Source organism: Chryseobacterium nakagawai (assembly GCF_900637665.1).
GTDB lineage: Bacteria > Bacteroidota > Bacteroidia > Flavobacteriales > Weeksellaceae > Chryseobacterium > Chryseobacterium nakagawai.
Genome location: NZ_LR134386.1, coordinates 4,460,240 through 4,476,842, shown reverse-complemented (window position 1 = coordinate 4,476,842; position 16,603 = coordinate 4,460,240). Strand labels below are relative to the sequence as shown.

The 16,603-nt window shown below is 33.8% G+C and carries 20 protein-coding genes; 13 read left to right on the top strand and 7 right to left on the bottom strand.

All coding sequences use genetic code 11. From position 1 onward, the window contains the following. Positions 1-161: 161 nt before the first annotated feature. From EL260_RS20110 to EL260_RS20065, 10 genes are all read left to right on the top strand, one after another. Complete coding sequence (locus EL260_RS20110) at positions 162-1,232, top strand: hypothetical protein (RefSeq protein WP_123857298.1); 1,071 nt, start codon at positions 162-164, stop codon at positions 1,230-1,232. Between the two features lie 11 nt (positions 1,233-1,243). Further along, the gene (locus EL260_RS20105; protein ID WP_123857297.1) at positions 1,244-2,221 is read left to right on the top strand and encodes a hypothetical protein; all 978 of its coding nucleotides are present in this window, start codon (positions 1,244-1,246) and stop codon (positions 2,219-2,221) included. A 516-nt stretch (positions 2,222-2,737) separates the two neighbouring features. Next, positions 2,738-3,226: a hypothetical protein gene (locus EL260_RS20100; RefSeq protein ID WP_123857296.1), complete on the top strand. Its 489-nt coding sequence runs from the start codon at positions 2,738-2,740 to the stop codon at positions 3,224-3,226. 8 nt (positions 3,227-3,234) lie between these two features. Next, positions 3,235-3,936: a hypothetical protein gene (locus EL260_RS20095; RefSeq protein ID WP_123857295.1), complete on the top strand. Its 702-nt coding sequence runs from the start codon at positions 3,235-3,237 to the stop codon at positions 3,934-3,936. Positions 3,937-4,385: 449 nt separating this feature from the next. Further along, entirely contained in the window at positions 4,386-4,943 is a 558-nt protein-coding gene (locus EL260_RS20090; RefSeq protein ID WP_123857294.1) for a hypothetical protein, read from the top strand. A gap of 4 nt (positions 4,944-4,947) precedes the next feature. After that, the gene (locus tag EL260_RS20085; RefSeq protein ID WP_123857293.1) at positions 4,948-5,469 is read left to right on the top strand and encodes a hypothetical protein; all 522 of its coding nucleotides are present in this window, start codon (positions 4,948-4,950) and stop codon (positions 5,467-5,469) included. A 215-nt stretch (positions 5,470-5,684) separates the two neighbouring features. Next, positions 5,685-5,870, top strand: coding sequence for a hypothetical protein (locus EL260_RS20080; protein ID WP_123857292.1), 186 nt, complete (start codon positions 5,685-5,687; stop codon positions 5,868-5,870). A 108-nt stretch (positions 5,871-5,978) separates the two neighbouring features. Further along, positions 5,979-6,476, top strand: a complete 498-nt coding sequence (locus tag EL260_RS20075) for a hypothetical protein (RefSeq protein ID WP_123857291.1) — start codon at positions 5,979-5,981, stop codon at positions 6,474-6,476. Positions 6,477-6,478: 2 nt separating this feature from the next. Next, positions 6,479-6,961, top strand: a complete 483-nt coding sequence (locus EL260_RS20070) for a hypothetical protein (protein WP_123857290.1) — start codon at positions 6,479-6,481, stop codon at positions 6,959-6,961. A 503-nt stretch (positions 6,962-7,464) separates the two neighbouring features. Further along, positions 7,465-7,977, top strand: a complete 513-nt coding sequence (locus tag EL260_RS20065; protein WP_123857289.1) for a thioredoxin family protein — start codon at positions 7,465-7,467, stop codon at positions 7,975-7,977. 150 nt (positions 7,978-8,127) lie between these two features. On the opposite strand, the gene EL260_RS20060 is transcribed toward EL260_RS20065, so the two are convergent. The 4 genes from EL260_RS20060 to EL260_RS25705 form a co-directional block, all read right to left on the bottom strand. Then, entirely contained in the window at positions 8,128-8,523 is a 396-nt protein-coding gene (locus tag EL260_RS20060) for a DUF7674 family protein (protein WP_123857288.1), read from the bottom strand. Between the two features lie 51 nt (positions 8,524-8,574). Further along, complete coding sequence (locus tag EL260_RS26125; protein WP_262697017.1) at positions 8,575-8,706, bottom strand: hypothetical protein; 132 nt, start codon at positions 8,704-8,706, stop codon at positions 8,575-8,577. 82 nt (positions 8,707-8,788) lie between these two features. After that, positions 8,789-9,145: a DUF7674 family protein gene (locus tag EL260_RS20055; RefSeq protein WP_123857287.1), complete on the bottom strand. Its 357-nt coding sequence runs from the start codon at positions 9,143-9,145 to the stop codon at positions 8,789-8,791. An 11-nt stretch (positions 9,146-9,156) separates the two neighbouring features. Further along, positions 9,157-9,321: a hypothetical protein gene (locus EL260_RS25705; protein ID WP_164464455.1), complete on the bottom strand. Its 165-nt coding sequence runs from the start codon at positions 9,319-9,321 to the stop codon at positions 9,157-9,159. 641 nt (positions 9,322-9,962) lie between these two features. Between EL260_RS25705 and EL260_RS20050 the strand changes: the two genes are divergently transcribed. The 3 genes from EL260_RS20050 (at position 9,963) to EL260_RS20040 (ending at position 13,133) form a co-directional block, all read left to right on the top strand. Continuing rightward, positions 9,963-10,976 carry a nucleoid-associated protein gene (locus EL260_RS20050; protein ID WP_123857286.1) on the top strand — a complete coding sequence of 338 codons (1,014 nt, stop codon included), beginning with the start codon at positions 9,963-9,965 and terminating at the stop codon, positions 10,974-10,976. A gap of 58 nt (positions 10,977-11,034) precedes the next feature. Then, entirely contained in the window at positions 11,035-11,997 is a 963-nt protein-coding gene (locus EL260_RS20045; protein ID WP_123857285.1) for a hypothetical protein, read from the top strand. Positions 11,998-12,359: 362 nt separating this feature from the next. Further along, on the top strand, positions 12,360-13,133 hold the full coding sequence (locus EL260_RS20040; RefSeq protein ID WP_123857284.1) for a cyclase family protein: 774 nt from the start codon (positions 12,360-12,362) through the stop codon (positions 13,131-13,133). A 122-nt stretch (positions 13,134-13,255) separates the two neighbouring features. Here EL260_RS20040 and EL260_RS20035 read toward each other — a convergent pair whose 3' ends face one another. From EL260_RS20035 to EL260_RS20025, 3 genes are read right to left on the bottom strand one after another with little or no spacing between them, the layout of a single operon-like run. Further along, the gene (locus EL260_RS20035) at positions 13,256-14,005 is read right to left on the bottom strand and encodes a succinate dehydrogenase/fumarate reductase iron-sulfur subunit (RefSeq protein WP_123857283.1); all 750 of its coding nucleotides are present in this window, start codon (positions 14,003-14,005) and stop codon (positions 13,256-13,258) included. Positions 14,006-14,017: 12 nt separating this feature from the next. Next, positions 14,018-15,934: a fumarate reductase/succinate dehydrogenase flavoprotein subunit gene (locus EL260_RS20030; protein ID WP_123857282.1), complete on the bottom strand. Its 1,917-nt coding sequence runs from the start codon at positions 15,932-15,934 to the stop codon at positions 14,018-14,020. A 12-nt stretch (positions 15,935-15,946) separates the two neighbouring features. Then, positions 15,947-16,603, bottom strand: coding sequence for a succinate dehydrogenase cytochrome b subunit (locus tag EL260_RS20025; RefSeq protein ID WP_123857281.1), 657 nt, complete (start codon positions 16,601-16,603; stop codon positions 15,947-15,949).

The following is a 16,603-nucleotide window of genomic DNA, read 5'->3' as shown; positions in this document are numbered from 1 at the left end:
GATTCACTAAAACCGCTAGGTTCTAGGAGAAATTTTATGTTCTTTAGTGGAAATGTAGCTCAACATGTATATTAATTTACGGATACGAACGATATCAAATTACTAAAATAAATGATGGTAACGAATAGTCAAAAGTATCCCCGCCATGAACATTTTATGGCATGAATGGCAGGTTAGAAGACCCAATACTCAGAAGGTTTTTGAGTACCGACGAAAACATCCAGGATCCTATGAATACCCAGAATTACAATAAGTATGGGTATGTAATGAATAATCCACTGATGTACAATGATCCCAATGGAGAATTTTTGTGGTGGGCAGCCGGAGCCTTAGTTGGGGGATATTTAAATGGTGTAGCTGCGAATGGTGGAAACTGGAACCCTGGGAAATGGGATTGGGAAAGAACATGGAGTGCTGTGCTAGGAGGGGCTATAGGCGGAGCCGCTGTATCAGGTGCATTGGGGAATATAGCCAGCAATGCAGGAGCCATTAAAAATTTCTTACCAGGAATTGTTTCAGGGGGATTAAATTCTGCTTTTAGTGGTGGTAATTTCCTAGGAGGTACTATTGGTGGAATATCATATACAGGTAACGTATTTGAGAATAGAGTTACTTCAACTGATATTTTAAGTAAAAATAACAAATATATAATCTCTCCTGATTATTATGAGAATAGATCATCATTATATGATTTAACGCCACAATTGATGGGAGTTTATGCACATAGAGCAATGGCTAACTATTTTAGTACTACACCTGGATTACAGGAGAATTGGTTTCCAGAAAGAACTCAATCTATGTGGAAATGGGATATTAAATTAAGACCAGATTTGTATTATATGAATAATGGTACTAATTCAGTATGGGAACTGAAGCCAATGAGACATTTTATGGAGTCGTCGCTTTCATTGAAAGGGAAATATCAAAATCAGGTATATGCTGATGCCCTAACAATGCTTAAAAATGAAAAGTTTTATGTGGGATCATCGCAAGGATCCCCTATAGCACCGATACATGGTAAATTGGTAACTGATTTTATAACAGGGTATCAATTTAGTTATACTGTTCCTATGGGGACTGATGGTATGATTTATTATAATTGTATAAACTGCCAAAATCGTCAACGTGATCCAGTAAGACAGCCACAGTCTCAAACAGCTAATCAAATGGGAACGGGTTTAGCTGTAGCCTTAATTGTTTTAAATGTCCTTATCAGATTGATTCCTAATTAATAAATAAATTTATGAACGAATTTGCACATATAGAATTAGACGGGAAAAAGTTTGTAGATGAAACACTTCAATATATTCTTGAAAATCAAAAAAAATGTTTAGAAAGTAGTTTATTTATATGTATCCTAGATCCTAGAATTAAATATGGTGATTTAAATGATCATATTGAATTTCTTAAGGAAAGATTATCACATCTAGAGTTCTTTATTGATTATGATACAGTAAGGTTTGAAAATAAAATGGGGGGGTACCAAGTCTTGGGAACTGATAATTTAGGTAGAACTATTGACAATTCTAGAATATTAACGCCTTTAAAAACTGAAAAAGAGAATTTTTCAAAGGAAGTATTTTGGGCGGATCCCAAAGAGGAAGAATCTTATCAAAAAATATGTCAATTCAATTGTTTTGAAGACAAAATAGTTGATGAAAAAAAACTTTATAATATATTGATAAATAGTCCCTTCTTCAATGTAAAAGGATGGATACTTTATTATCAGAATTTATTAGATTTAAAGTTTGCAGAATTTTCTGAAAAAATTGTTTTTGGAAAAACCATTATAAAATATAAGCCTTTTAAAGGAAAATATTTAATAGGTATAGAAACGGATTATCAATCATGTAAAATTAATTTTAGAAAAGGATCATGGGAAGCCCCAGAATATAGGCTAATTATCTTCGAAAAAAATGGCACAAAAAAAATATATAAAACTGTTGTTTTTGAAAAGTTTATGCACCCATATTTTGATCCTCCAGCATTTTCTTTTTGGTGGTTCTTTGGATCTAAAACAATTAATGATGTCAACGATATTGAAATTGTTATGGATAATGGAACAAGGAAAGATTTTCTAGATAATGGTACTATAAGATTGTATAATACGGATGAGTTTTCAGATGATTATAAGCGCCATGCTTATTTCTATTATGATATGCTGTATCATACTACGAAGGAATATATAAGATTTATAGAAGAATCTTTCAATCCTGAATAGTAATTCTTTCTCAATCAATTATAAAAACAAAAGCGGGACTTTTCCGCTTTTGTTTTCTTAGGAGTTACCTTCAACCTAGCTAGAATGTGTACTGTTTACAGCTATCGGGAGCCTTAGTAGGCCGCTGTATTAGGAGCATTAGGGAATATAGCCAGTAATGCAGGAGCCATTAAAAGTTTTTTAGCCGGAATTGTTTCAGGGGGATTAAATTCTGCATTTAATGGCGGAAACTTCTTAGGAGGTGCAATTGGTGGTATTTCTTATACTGGAAATTTTTCTGGTAACAATGTAACGTCCACAGACGGAATTAATGCCGGATATAAATATATTGTTTCCTCTGAGGAAGAATATTCAGGCGGAGGCTGGGATGACTTGACAAAAAGTATATTACTCAACTATGTTAAGAATAATTTTTGTACAGATTGCTCATATGGAAGATTACAACAAAAAGCAGGAACAAAATTTGAAAACGCTTTCAATGCTATCATGAGCTCGGATTTGGCCTCATTTAATTACATGAGTAATGATGAAAGAATTGCGGGGATGTATAGAAATAGACCAAGAAATACTATCCCTGATGGTGTTTACGATTTAGTGAGAGATGAGATAGAATATAGAAAGGATAATGTTAAAATCGGCCCTTTTAATATCAGAATACCAATTCCAACAGGATTGAACACTACAAGATATTCAGGTGTTCTATATGCAGAAGTAAAAGCTATGGATGGCACATTATATAGCAGTTCCAATCAAGGTCAATTGTCTGCAATGATTACCTCTATGCACACTAATAATGGTGTTAATAGATTTGGTGGTCAATTTTTGATAGGAACGACATCAGATACTGTTATTTCACCTAGTATTATTTCACTGGGAGCGAGTTTTGGCAAAAGTGCAATTAATATTGTTCATATGACCAGCCAATACAGAATTATTTCCGGAGCAATGCAGGTCAGGTTTACCCAAGGATGGGGCAGAGTAACAAGTACCGCTTACATCAAATAATTTGTATTATGAAAAATATAATATTTGTAATTTTAATTTTAAAATTTACTACTATGTTCAGTCAGAAATATGTGACAATAGATAAGAAAGAAGTTTATAATAAATATCCCTTGGAAACTTTACAAAAAATAGAGCGTCAATCAAAATTCAACCTTACTACCGCAACCAAAGTTGGCGATAACCAATATTTACTAGAGGCTATGAAGGGTGAAAAAAGTATTTTAGTTTCTAAAGAAGTATATGAAGAAATGTTTTCTAATAATAATTTTCCATTATTTCCTGAGAATGATACCCCATACTACAGAAATAGGGATTTAATGAATAATGAAGGTTTTACAAAGGAAAATATGTTGAAAATATTAAATGAATTAAATTTTAACTATCATCAAGATACCTTTTATCGGGATGTAGAAAAATTATCAAAAACTCTATTAGAAGACGATAAAAAAAAACTCTTTATTCCCATGTTATATTTTATAGGTGAGGATTTACGTGAACTTTGCCCGAAAGCCAATTGGAATTTTAGCCCCGTTTATTATTTTCAACCTTTTAATGAACCTCGTTTGTTTTATAAAGAAAATTCCTATTCATTTTATGATTTAAACGTATTATTAGAAGAGAAGCTACTCCACAGTAAAAAAATAACATTTAAGAACATTTATAAAAGAGTTGAAGGGTATTATTCGAAGAAGAAATGGATGTTTGATTGACCCTTGAAGTTTTTATTAAGTCTACGCTATCGTCTATTAAATTATCACACTAGAAGCAGGAATTCCTGCTTCTAGTTTCTTAGAATTTACTTTCAACCAACCTAGAATATGCATTGTTTATAGTTATCGGGAGTCTTAGTAGGTGGATATTTAAATGGTGTAGCTGCCAATGGTGGAAACTGGAACCCTGGGAAATGGGATTGGGAAAGAACATGGAGTGCTGTGCTAGGAGGTGCTATTGGGGGAGCCGCTGTTTCAGGAGCGTTGGGGAATATAGCAAGCAATGCAGGAGCCATTAAAAGTTTTTACCAGGAATTGTATCAGGAGGATTAAACTCTGCGTTTAGCGGAGGTAATTTCTTGGGAGGTGCCATTAATGGAATATCATACACAGGAAACTTATTTGATAATAAACTGACTTCTACAGGTAAGGATATAAGTTATAGATATATGAGATCTTCAGATACTGAAAATGGAGTATTTGGAAATTACCTGGGATCAACGAAAACAGATCCATTGAGCGTTGTACTAAGTATTTATGGATTAGATCCCAAAGCTCCGGCAAATATATACAGTCTTAGTATAATTGCATCATTATTTGCACCTAAAGATGCTTGGATTGCAGTTGGTAATAATGATACAATGAATGAATGGGCAAAAGATTATATTAAGTTTAGTATTGATAAAGATGGACTTTATATTGATCCTGCAAATTCTAAAGTCAGAATAAAAGGGATAACTAATCCAGTTACTGGAAAAATAATATTGGCCCCAGGTCTTTTTAATGGAAAGAAAACAAATTATGGGTTAGGTGATGTAGTAATACATGAAGTTGGTCATTTTGAGAATTGGAAGAAAAATATATTGCAGGGTAATCATCCATTGATTCAAGATTTGAATGAAGTTTCATCTTATATGAAAGCAGCAGAATGGACAATAAAACCAGATCCAGGAATAAAAGATTATTTGAATTCAATAGTAGATTATATGTTAAACCTTAGAAGATAATAAAATGAAAAAAATCATATTAATAACAGCCTGTTTTAGTTTTATTTCTTGCTCTACACAAATGAAACTAAATAAGAGCAAAAATATTGATATACTTATAAAAGTACCTGTAGAGCTCATTGCAGATAAGCCAGTAATTTATACCTTTAAAAATAATACTGATCAAACATATATTATTGATCCATATGGTTTTGTGGGGAAATCATATTGGGAATTGAATAATGAGGTATTAAATCCTATAAATTTTTCGAGAGGATATTACTCTAGGGAAGATGAAGACTGCGGAAATGATTTAATTATTTTGAAACCTAAGCAAAAAATTGATACAACTTTAAGTCTAAATTATATGGAAAGAGGCATATATGATTTTTCCAAAGCAGGTAAATATAGTAGAATTGTGGAATCAAAGCATAATAAAGATAATGGTATGCCTTCAAGCTGTAAACAATATATTAATGAATTGGAAATTAAGGGATATCATTTTTTAGAAGATAGTATTGTTGCTAAGATTCCATTTATAAAATAAACGCTTCTATAAATCATTGGTTTATGTCAATGTAAGTTCGTTTTGAAAATATATTTTAAACAAAAGTAGGAGAAATTCTGCTTTTGTTTACTTAAAAAATTATTGCTATTCCTACTTACATAACGATTTGAATAGTGTATTCTAGTTTTAGCTAGATTCAGACCAAAGGATCGTGGAACCCTGGAAAATGGGATTGGGAAAGAACATGAAGTGCTGTGCTAGGAGGTGCTATTGGGGGAGCCGCTGTATCAGGTGCATTGGGGAATATAGCCAGCAATGCAGGAGCCATTAAAAATTTCTTACCAGGAATTGTTTCAGGGGGATTAAATTCTGCTTTTAGTGGTGGTAATTTCTTAGGAGGTGCTATGAGCGGTATTTCTTTATACAGGAAATTTATTTGATAATAGAATGACTTCTGCAAATACGAATGACAAACAATATGCTAGATTAAATCAATTATTTAATTCAGAAACAGCTACAATACTAGGTAAAACATATTGGCTAGATTTTTGGAGAAAAACGGAATAATGCCTTATAATCCTGCTACTGCTACGAGTTTGAATAAAATAATATCATTGTTTTCATCACCTGGGCAATGGGTTAAAGTTGGAGATGCAAGCACTATTGTTGATTTTTCTACAGGATATTTAAATTATTCTGTAAATTCTACTACAAAACTTTTAGAATTATTTATAAATGGTAATTTAGAAAGCATAGCTTGGGGAGTAACGAATCCTATAAATGGTAAAATAATATTAGCACCCCGTTTAATAGATAAAATAGAGCATAACTTTTGGGCAGCCTCGATCGTTATACACGAACAGGATCATTTCTCTAATTTTAAAGCAGGCCTTTATCAAGGTAATAGTTATATTGCCCAAGAACTAAATGAGTTGTCAGCTTATAGAGCTGCTGCCAAATGGACAGGGTTTATGGAGAAACAAGGACTTGTTCATTTACAAAATGTTATTGAATATTTTTTAAAACTATCTGAAATTAAATTTTAATTATGAGAAAAATTATTTTATTACCTTTTTGTTTTTTATTTATTTTTTGTTCGAATCAAATTAAATTGAATAAAGGAAAAGATATTGATATTATTTTTCCGTTAAAACATATTGATACCCAATCAACAGAAGCTACTAAGGAAATTATAAAAAATAACACTAATAATACTTATATTATTGATCCTTTAGGTTTTTATGGAAAATCTTTTGTGTTAGAAAATGGAAAAGTATTAGATCCTTATTTATATTTTAAAAGTGGATATTATTCTAGAAATGATAGATCATGCTACGAAGATTTGATTATTTTAAAACCATTTCAAACAATACATCATTCAATAATCTTCGATAAAAATAATCGAGCAGTTTATAGATATACGAAATCTAATAACTACGAGGAGATTATTAAATCCGTTCACAACAGATATAATGTCACAATTTTAGGTTGTGAATCTTATGTCAAAGTCTTAGAGGCTATAAGGTTTTAGAAGATAGTATAGCAGCTAAAATTCCTTTACAACCTTAATATCTTATTAGAAAAAAGCTTTTAAAAGGTAAAGATATAACATTAATAAGATTTGTAAAAAAAAATTAAGAATACTATCCAAAGAAAAAGTGGTTGTTTGACTAAAATTAATCAATTAAATAATCCACCAAAATGTGGAATTCCTGCTTTTGGCTTTTAAAGTTTTGCTTTAACCAATATTTATAAACGTTCTCTGATGAAGAATTACTATGTTGCAGGCCTCTTGAACCTTAATAGATGGATATTTAAATAACAAATCATGCAACTCAGGGAAATGGAATTTGGAAAAATCATAGAACATGATATTAGGAGTTGCTGTTTCAAATACATTCCGGGAAAATCTTTATTCATGATGTAATTTGATAGTCAAAAATCCATTTTTTGAAGTGAAGAAAATCATAGGTAGAAGTCAGCCTATCAACAAAAGAAAAATACCTACATTCGTATGGCATAAAATAAAATTCAATGAAATATTCAAAGATTATTGTCATCGTTGCGCTATTGCTGTTTCAGCTGGGTGCAGCACAGGAAAAAGCGGATGTTGTATTAAAGAAAGCATCTACTGAAGCGAAAGTGGGTAAGAAAAATGTTTTATTAGTATTTCATGCTTCGTGGTGCAAATGGTGTAAGATGATGGAAAAAAATATGAATCTTCCAGAAACGCAACCTATTTTCGGGAGCAGATTTATCACAGCTTATGTAGATGTTCAGGAAAGAGGAGAGAAGAAATCTCTTGAAAATCCTGGTGGGCAGGAATTGATGAATAAATACAAAGGAGAAAATGCAGGGCTTCCGTTTTGGCTGATTTTAAATCCGGAAGGAAAAGTGCTGGCAGATTCATTTAATGCCAAAGGAGAAAACTTGGGATCACCTTCCACTCCAGAAGAAGTGGCCACTTTTATCGCGAAGCTTGAGAAAGCTTCAAAACTGAAGAAGGAAGAGATTTCGATCATTGAAAAGGTATTTACCAAAAAGTAAAAATTTCTGATTCACAGATCAGAATAAAATCGCCTCAAATACTGTTATTTGAGGCGATTTTTTATCTATTAAAACTTATTTTATAATGATCTTAAAAGTAAAATCATTATTCTTTTTCTTTGCATTGTAAGCCAATTTCTTCTTTATATTTTATTTTCCAAAATAAATCTGGTCCTGCTTCTGCTGCTCATTATAAATAATCTGGAAGCTTACCGGCATATACTGATAAAGAAGTTTCCAATGGGCAATCTTAGCGTGTTTTTTAAAGCTTTCAAAAGACCTTACGAAGATATTTTCAATCATCGTTCTTACATAGGAATTTCCATTTCTGTAAAGTCCGTCCATCAGTTTGATATGATGGGCAATAATGTTGATCTTTGATTCCTGCAGCAGACCTTTCAGATAATTAACCGTCATTTGCATAATTCCTGCAAAGTTATCCTGTACAGACAACTGTATGATTTCATTGCGAAGTCGCGGATAGAAAAATTTTAAGTATTCAACAGCTATTTTTTGATTAATAGTTTGCATTTGTACTTTCATCATAATTAAGAATTTTTCAAACACTTTTTATTGCAGCGAAATGTATACCAAAATTTAAAGACATGCTGCAAAAATAAATACGCCTACAATCACAGCGATGTGAGTGATTAATATCTCTGAATTGTGTCTGTTAGTCGTGTTTTTCCATGTTTTCCAATCGGAAATTCTTCTGATTTTATTTTTCATAATCTATTGATTGTGAGTTATTTTAAATTTTGTTTAATTTAAACACTTTGTAATGAAACAGTCTAAAAATGTAATAAAAGCTTTATATGCCATGACTGTAAATTTGTCTTGAATAGCTGTTTTTCAGGTCCGAAGAAATGTGACTGAAGATCATTTGTCTGTATTCTTTGCTGCAAAACGCTGTAAAATTGTCCAGAGAGTAGATAAAAGTGTTCTCAATGGCATTTTTTAAGAGGATATCTCCATCCATGTACATTTTGTCAATCTTTTGTAAACTTTTGAACAACAGATTACTGTCATTCTGGCGGATCATATTTTTGATACGTTCCGTGAAAGTCCGGATCACACTGTATGAATTGGGGCTTTGGGTTTCATTTAATTCCGTTTCAAAGTCAGGAAACAGCTCATTGATTTCCTGTACAGCTTGTAAATAGTTCATAGTATATAGTGTTAAATATGGTTTTGTTCCAATAGTTTGATGAAAGCTCCAAACATGAAAATGATTAAAAACGCAATAAAGAGAAGATGATAAGGCTTCAGCCATTTAGGAGTTTGCGGTCCTCTGCTTTTTAATCTTCTTAGTTTGTCTATTCTGTTCAATGTTTTCAAGTCCATTTTTGTATGTTTTGAGAATCATGATGCCAATGGTATACCTTTGAAAATGGATTTTATTTAATATGTTGATATGTAATTACTTGTGTGTTTTGTGCTGATGGTTTTAATTGAGAAAAGCATTTCAAAATGATAAGGATTTTATCAAATTGGAAGAAACAGGAATCTTTTAACAGCATTACCTGTTTTTGAGATCAACCACAAAAGTCACAAAAGAATTATAACACTTAAGTTATTTTTAAATGACAAGCTTGATGTATAAGAAGTACACATAAGTTTTGAACATCTACGATTTTCATCTTTTGAATTTATCTTTTAAATTTTCCAATGTAAACTAAATTGGAGTCTTTGTACTTGTCATTCTGAAGAAGGAAGAATCTCAATAACAACTAGAGCAAAGAGATTCTTCATTACACTTCTGAACTACGTTCGCAAACCTTCAGTGTGTATTCAGAATGACAAGTACTAACCTATTAAAGTATCATCAAAGTTTAATCATAAGGAGATTTCTCAAGTGAACTAAAGTGTTTAAAAATAAAACTTTTGTGACTTTTGTGGTTTAAAAATTGAGTACCATCAAACCTGTTTTTTAAGTTTCAGGAAAAGAATAGAATGAATATCTTTGCAGTCCAAATATTCAGAAGATGTTTTCAAAAATTATAGTACACAGAGTCGGAAATAAGATCAACGGAGATTCTCTAACGCTTTCCCAGGAGGAATTGAAGCTGGAGGAAGGAATGGCAGAGATGCTTGAGGATTACTTTTTAGGATCATTCAAATCGGAAGAAACTTTTCATTTTTACAGTGATACCTATCTGGTGAATAACCCGGTTTACAGTGCGGTATCTGAAATTTTTGAGGATAAATCCAAATTTATCTGGGAATCTGAAAATATTGCCAAACACCTTTTCGAAGCGGCTGAGAATCCTAGAGTTCAGAGTGGAGAATTATTTATCGTTCTTTTCGAAGATGAAAGTGACCGTCCTGACAGAGTGGATAAGATTGGAATTTTTAAAACCGAGAAGAGAGAATCTTTCCTTAAAATTAATCCTGCCGAAGAAACATTTGATATTGAAAAAGATCAGGGTATTGGGTTATCTAAGATTGACAAAGCAGCTCTGATATACAATAACGATAAAGATACAGGGTATGTACTTTCCGTGGTTGACAACAACAAAAACGGAGATATGTATTACTGGTTTGAGGATTTCCTAAAGGTAAAGCAGCGTGATGATGAGTATTTCCACACTCAGGAAGCATTGATGGTTTACAAAGATTATATCACCAAACAGCTTCCACAGGAATTTGAGGTTTCTAAAGCAGACCAGGCAGACTTTCTGAACAAATCGATTAACTTCTTTAAAGAAAAACAAGAATTTAAATTAGATGATTTTGCCAGTGAAGTATTGGGAGACGAGCATGTAATCGAGAGTTTTGTTAACTTTAAAACTGATTACGAGCAAGATATGCAGGTGAATATTGCTGAAGAATTCCCCATCAGTGAAGCGGCGGTTAAGAAAACTCAAAGGCACTTTAAAAGTATTATTAAACTTGATAAAAACTTCCATATATATATTCACGGCGACCGGCAGAAAATCGAAACCGGAGAAGATGATAAAGGGAAGTATTACAGATTGTATTTCGAAAAAGAAGTATAACAAAGAGTCCTTTTCATAATAATATCATAACTTTATCACGCACCGCAAAATAACAGTTATGAAATTTATGATCATTTTCTGGACACTTTATATGCTGGTTTTCTGCATACCATTTCCTATCTTCCTGTATATAATGATTGAGGAAGTAAGTACAGAACCGAGAAATTCATTAGCCGTGAGCTATGGATATCTCGGTTTTTCTATTTTTATCTGGATATATGTTCTCTTTTTTCTCATCAATAATCTTATGATGAAGACTTTAAAAGAAAAGAAAACGATCAGCCATATCATGCAAAATGGAATTCCCAGAAATGCTGAAATTATAGACTATAAATTGGTAAAATACAATCCAAAGAACAATATGAATATGATTCATATTGTTCTTTCTTTTCAGAATCTAAGAAATGTACCTATCCGACAGGAAATGATGTTTTATGATACAAAACCACAAGAAAAAAGATTCGAGAAGGGGAAAGCGGTCAAAGTTCTTTTAAATCCTTTACCATCCAAAGAACCTTATTTTATTTTAAGGGGTATGCAGACTAAATTTAAAATCAATAATCTGACGATACGACTTGTATTTATTGCATTTATGATTGTTTATATAATAGGGCTTTATAGCTATTTTTATAGTAGGGAATCTTTTGATTTTGGGTGGAGGTTTCTGACTTTTGTGCATCCCATTATTCTCAGTGGTGTTATATTCTTAGTTACGGTCTTGATAGTCAGTTATATTGTTGGGAAATTTGTGAAAAATAAAAAAGATGAACAAATTCTTTTTGCCGGAAGAGATGCTGAGGCACAGCTTATCAGTGTGAATCAAACAGGCTTAACAGTGAATGACCAACCACAGCTTATATTTCAGGTCAGTTTTAAAGATTTTAGAGGAAATGACCACATTGCCGTTTATAAAAAGGTTGTGAGTCTCTTAAATCTTTCCTCTGTACCCAAATCAGGAACTATAGAGATTATATATGATGAAAATGACCCAAAGAAAATCATGATTCCGAAGATATTTTAAAAGGTAGGAAGCTGGAAGTTACTTTCGGTTTGGTAATTATATACAATTTTATACTGGTGCTGATATTTTTTTACTATGACTCTGTCATTCTGAATGAAACAACGTGAAATGAAGAATCTCTTTATTGTAACAGGTATTGAGATTCTTCCTTCGTCAGAATGACAGTAGTGTTAAATTATATTAGTAACCTTAAGTTATTATTGTTATTATTGATCAATGGAGACAATTAATTCTACATTCAATAAAAAGATAATTGGTTATGTTTTATGACCTTCATGGCTTTCATCTTTCAATCTAGCTAAATCCGAAATATTGATTCCGAACTGACGTTATTTACTATCTTTACTTTCTAACTTGATCTTATGAAAACAACTATCATCGATTTATCCAAACCTATTCAATATAACGCTGGAGATCCATGGTTTATGAGAGTGAAAATAAAACATAAAGCGCATAGAAAATCCCATTGGCTGATCCGTCTGGCATTAAATCTTCCCTTCAGACTTTTTCCTAAAAACTGGACTGGTTGGGCTGATGATACGATCAAAAATATGGGACTCCATGCGACAACCCATATTGATGCACCATGGCATTACGGTCCTGAGGTAGAAGGAAAACCTGCTAAAACAATCGATCAGATTCCATTAGAATGGTGTTACGGAGACGGTATTGTTATTGATTGCAGCCATAAAGAAGACTTTATAGCCATCACTATAGAGGATTTGAAAAGAGATTTAGATAAAAACGGAATTACCATTCAGGAAGGAAATATAGTTTTGATCAGAACTGGCCGGGATCAGCTGATGGGAAGTCCTGATTTTGTAGAAAAAGGAACCGGAATGAGCAAAGAAGCTACTGAATGGCTGATTGATCAAGGAGTAAAAGTAATGGGAATCGATCAATGGGGATGGGATTTACCATTAAAATTTATGGCTAAAAAAGCAAAAGAGCTCAATGATCCGGAATATTTCTGGGAAGGTCACCGGGTAGGAATAGAAAAAGAATATTTACATATAGAACAGCTAACTAACCTTAAAGCATTACCTTCTTCGGGTTTCAGAGTCTGTGTATTTCCATTAAAGATTGTAGGAGGTTCTGCGGCTCCGGCAAGAGTAGTGGCCATGATAAACGAGTAAAAGATGCGGGGTAGGCTTGGAAAGTAAAAAGGTAGATTCACTATTTTATATGTTGAAATTGTCGAGGGTTTACAAAACCACATAGATTTCTATGTGGTTAATCATAAAGTCTTTATACTAAACTATTTCTTTTTAAAGAATAAAGCTCTGTTATATTCAAAATTCATTCTGGCAATATTCAGTACAGAGATACCTTGCGGACATTCTACTTCACAAGCTTCCGTATTGGAACAGTGCCCAAATAATTCAGTATCCATCTGGAAAACCATATCCAAAACACGCTTGCTTCTTTCTTCTTTGCCTTGAGGCAATAATGCCATGTGAGCTATTTTTGCAGAAGTAAACAAAGCGGCACTTCCGTTTTTACAGGTTGCCACACAGGCACCACATCCGATGCAGGCAGCAGAATCAAAAGCCTCTTCAGCAACCTGATGCGTTACCGGAATAGCAGTCGCATCCGGAGCCTGGCCGGTATTTATTGATACGAAACCACCGGAAGAAATAATTCTGTCAAAAGCAGAACGGTCTACTTTTAAATCTTTTTTTACAGGAAAAGCTTCTGCACGAAAAGGTTCTATCAGAATTGTTTCCCCATCTTTAAAAGAACGCAGGTGAAGCTGGCAGGTCGTTGTATTTTTTAAAGGGCCATGTGCAATACCGTTAATCATCATTCCACATTGTCCGCAGATTCCTTCACGACAGTCGTGGTCAAATTCTACTGGTTCATCTCCTTCGGTAATCAGTTTTTCGTTTAATGTATCTAACATTTCAAGGAAAGACATGTGAGAATTTAATCCTTTAAGGTCATAGCTGACCAGTTTTCCCTCACTTTTTCTGTCTTTCTGTCTCCATATCTTAAGGTGTAAATCCATAATTTTTGTTTTTTATTTGTAACTTCTTACCGTTGGCTGTATTTCTTCGAAGGTTAATGGTTCTTTAACCAGTTCAGGTTCTCCATTTTCACCTGTCCATGCCCATGCTGAGATGAATTGATATTCTGCATCATTTCTCATTGCTTCTCCATCCGGAGTTTGGTATTCTTCACGGAAGTGAGCTCCACAGGATTCATTACGGGTTAAAGCATCATAACACATCAGCTCTCCGATTTCAAAATAATCAGCAACACGACCTGCTTTTTCCAGTTCAGCATTCATCTTATCCCCTTGTCCGGAAACCCTTACGTCTTTATAGAACTCCTGTTTTAGTTTTCTGATCTCCTGAATAGCATATTTAAGCCCTTCCTCGTTTCTTGCCAGTCCGCAATAATTGTACAGCAACTTTCCTAATGTTTTATGGAAGTAGTCAACAGTTTTGGTTCCTTTGATATTCATTAAATCTTGAATCTGATTTTTAACAGCATTTTCAGCCTGTTCAAACTCTGGAGCATCCGGTGAAATTTTCCCGGTATGAATTTCATCTGCTAAATAATTTGCAATAGTATAAGGAGCGATAAAATATCCGTCTACAGAAGCCTGTAAGAGAGAGTTTGCTCCCAATCTGTTGGCTCCATGATCTGCAAAATTAGCTTCTCCCAATGCAAATAGTCCCGGAACAGTGGTCATCAGTTCATAATCTACCCAAAGACCTCCCATGGAGAAGTGAGCAGAAGGAGAGATCATCATTGGTTCTTTATAAGCATCATATCCTGTAATCTTAAGATACATGTCGAATAAATTTCCGTATTTCTCTTTGATCTTATCTTTTCCTTGTTCTTTAATCGCCTTGGAAAAATCCAGGTACACTGCATTTTTCAAGGGACCAATTCCGAATCCGGCATCAATTCTTTCTTTGGCAGCACGGGACGAAATATCTCTTGGAGCCAGGTTTCCAAATGCAGGATATCTTCTTTCCAGATAATAGTCTCTTTCATTTTCAGGAATGTCATTCGGGAGTCTGTTTTCATCTTCTTTTAAAGGAACCCAGATTCTTCCGTCATTACGCAATGATTCAGACATTAATGTTAATTTAGACTGATAATCTCCGGATTGCGGAAGGGAAGTAGGGTGTACCTGAATCCAGCTCGGCGAAGCCATTAAAGCTCCTTTTTTATGTGCTCTCCAGATCGCAGAACCATTACATCCCATAGCTAATGTAGACAGGTAATAAATCTTTCCATAGCCTCCGGTTGCTAATATTACAGCATGGGCTGCATGTCTTTCAATTTCTCCGGTATCTAAATTTCTTACGATAATTCCTCTTGCTTTCCCATCAATCGTAACCAAATCAAGCATTTCATGTCTTGAAAACAATTGTACAGAACCTTTTCCAACCTGTCTCATCAAAGCCTGATACGCTCCCAGAAGCAACTGTTGTCCGGTCTGTCCTCTGGCATAGAAAGTACGGCTTACCTGGACCCCACCAAAAGAACGGTTATTAAGGTACCCTCCATATTCACGACCAAAAGGAACGCCTTGTGCTACAGCCTGATCGATAAGGTTTAAAGAACATTCTGCCATTCGGTACACATTGGCTTCACGTGCCCTGAAGTCGCCACCTTTCAAAGTATCAACGAACATTCTGTACACACTGTCACCATCATTTTTATAATTTTTAGCAGCATTTACTCCACCTTGAGCCGCTACAGAGTGTGCTCTTCTCGGACTGTCCTGAAAACAAAATGCCTTCACATTATATCCCATCTCTCCTAAAGAGGCAGCGATAGAGCTTCCGGCAAGACCTGTTCCTACAACAATCACATCAAGCTTTTTACGGTTGGCCGGATTGACAAGCTTGGCTTTCTTTTTATAATATGCCCATTTTTGTTCCAATGGGCCTTGTGGTATTTTTGAATCTAAAATCATGATGAGGTCTTTTTAATGATAAGTAAAGAATACATAAACAGGCATAAGGGCAAAACCTAAACTTATAATGACAGAGTAGGCTGTTCCAATAATTTTAACCCATTTCACAAATTTAGGATGGTACAATCCAAGAGTTCTTACGGAGCTGTATAATCCGTGGATCAGATGATAACATAAGGCAATCATAGAAAGAACATAAATCACCACGTACCACCACTCTTTAAACACTGTTACGACCAAAATATATAAGTCCTTATTTCCATTCTCATCCAATGGTGGGTTTCCGAATTTATAGACATACCAGAAATTTTGGAAATGAATGACCAGAAAGATCAGGATTAATGTTCCCAGAATTCCCATATTTCTGGATGCCCATTTGCTGGCTCTTCTACGTCTGTCGTTCTGATAATCACCACCGGATTTTTTGTTTTTCAGAGTAATCATCAATCCGTCTAGGGCATGCAGAATAATACTGGCATACAATACATAAGAAACTATTTTGATGATGATATTTCCTGATAAAAAATGAGAATAGGCATTAAATTGCAGATGGGCTTGTTCCTGGGGGAGAAAAAGCTGAAGATTTCCGAGGAAATGAATCAACAGGAAGAATCCCAAAAAGAGTCCTGTAAGGCACATCAGCATTTTTCTTGACAATGTTGATAACAT

What these genes read in the sequence shown, in the direction of transcription:
- EL260_RS20110 (WP_123857298.1), top strand. Translation starts at nt 162, where the DNA reads ATGAATGGCAGGTTAGAAGACCCAATACTCAGAAGGTTTTTGAGTACC.
- EL260_RS20105 (WP_123857297.1), top strand. Translation starts at nt 1,244, where the DNA reads ATGAACGAATTTGCACATATAGAATTAGACGGGAAAAAGTTTGTAGAT.
- EL260_RS20100 (WP_123857296.1), top strand. Translation starts at nt 2,738, where the DNA reads ATGAGTAATGATGAAAGAATTGCGGGGATGTATAGAAATAGACCAAGA.
- EL260_RS20095 (WP_123857295.1), top strand. Translation starts at nt 3,235, where the DNA reads ATGAAAAATATAATATTTGTAATTTTAATTTTAAAATTTACTACTATG.
- EL260_RS20090 (WP_123857294.1), top strand. Translation starts at nt 4,386, where the DNA reads ATGAGATCTTCAGATACTGAAAATGGAGTATTTGGAAATTACCTGGGA.
- EL260_RS20085 (WP_123857293.1), top strand. Translation starts at nt 4,948, where the DNA reads ATGAAAAAAATCATATTAATAACAGCCTGTTTTAGTTTTATTTCTTGC.
- EL260_RS20070 (WP_123857290.1), top strand. Translation starts at nt 6,479, where the DNA reads ATGAGAAAAATTATTTTATTACCTTTTTGTTTTTTATTTATTTTTTGT.
- EL260_RS20065 (WP_123857289.1), top strand. Translation starts at nt 7,465, where the DNA reads ATGAAATATTCAAAGATTATTGTCATCGTTGCGCTATTGCTGTTTCAG.
- EL260_RS20060 (WP_123857288.1), bottom strand. Translation starts at nt 8,523, where the DNA reads ATGATGAAAGTACAAATGCAAACTATTAATCAAAAAATAGCTGTTGAA.
- EL260_RS26125 (WP_262697017.1), bottom strand. Translation starts at nt 8,706, where the DNA reads ATGAAAAATAAAATCAGAAGAATTTCCGATTGGAAAACATGGAAAAAC.
- EL260_RS20055 (WP_123857287.1), bottom strand. Translation starts at nt 9,145, where the DNA reads ATGAACTATTTACAAGCTGTACAGGAAATCAATGAGCTGTTTCCTGAC.
- EL260_RS25705 (WP_164464455.1), bottom strand. Translation starts at nt 9,321, where the DNA reads ATGGACTTGAAAACATTGAACAGAATAGACAAACTAAGAAGATTAAAA.
- EL260_RS20050 (WP_123857286.1), top strand. Translation starts at nt 9,963, where the DNA reads ATGTTTTCAAAAATTATAGTACACAGAGTCGGAAATAAGATCAACGGA.
- EL260_RS20045 (WP_123857285.1), top strand. Translation starts at nt 11,035, where the DNA reads ATGAAATTTATGATCATTTTCTGGACACTTTATATGCTGGTTTTCTGC.
- EL260_RS20040 (WP_123857284.1), top strand. Translation starts at nt 12,360, where the DNA reads ATGAAAACAACTATCATCGATTTATCCAAACCTATTCAATATAACGCT.
- EL260_RS20035 (WP_123857283.1), bottom strand. Translation starts at nt 14,005, where the DNA reads ATGGATTTACACCTTAAGATATGGAGACAGAAAGACAGAAAAAGTGAG.
- EL260_RS20030 (WP_123857282.1), bottom strand. Translation starts at nt 15,934, where the DNA reads ATGATTTTAGATTCAAAAATACCACAAGGCCCATTGGAACAAAAATGG.
- EL260_RS20025 (WP_123857281.1), bottom strand. Translation starts at nt 16,603, where the DNA reads ATGTTATCAACATTGTCAAGAAAAATGCTGATGTGCCTTACAGGACTC.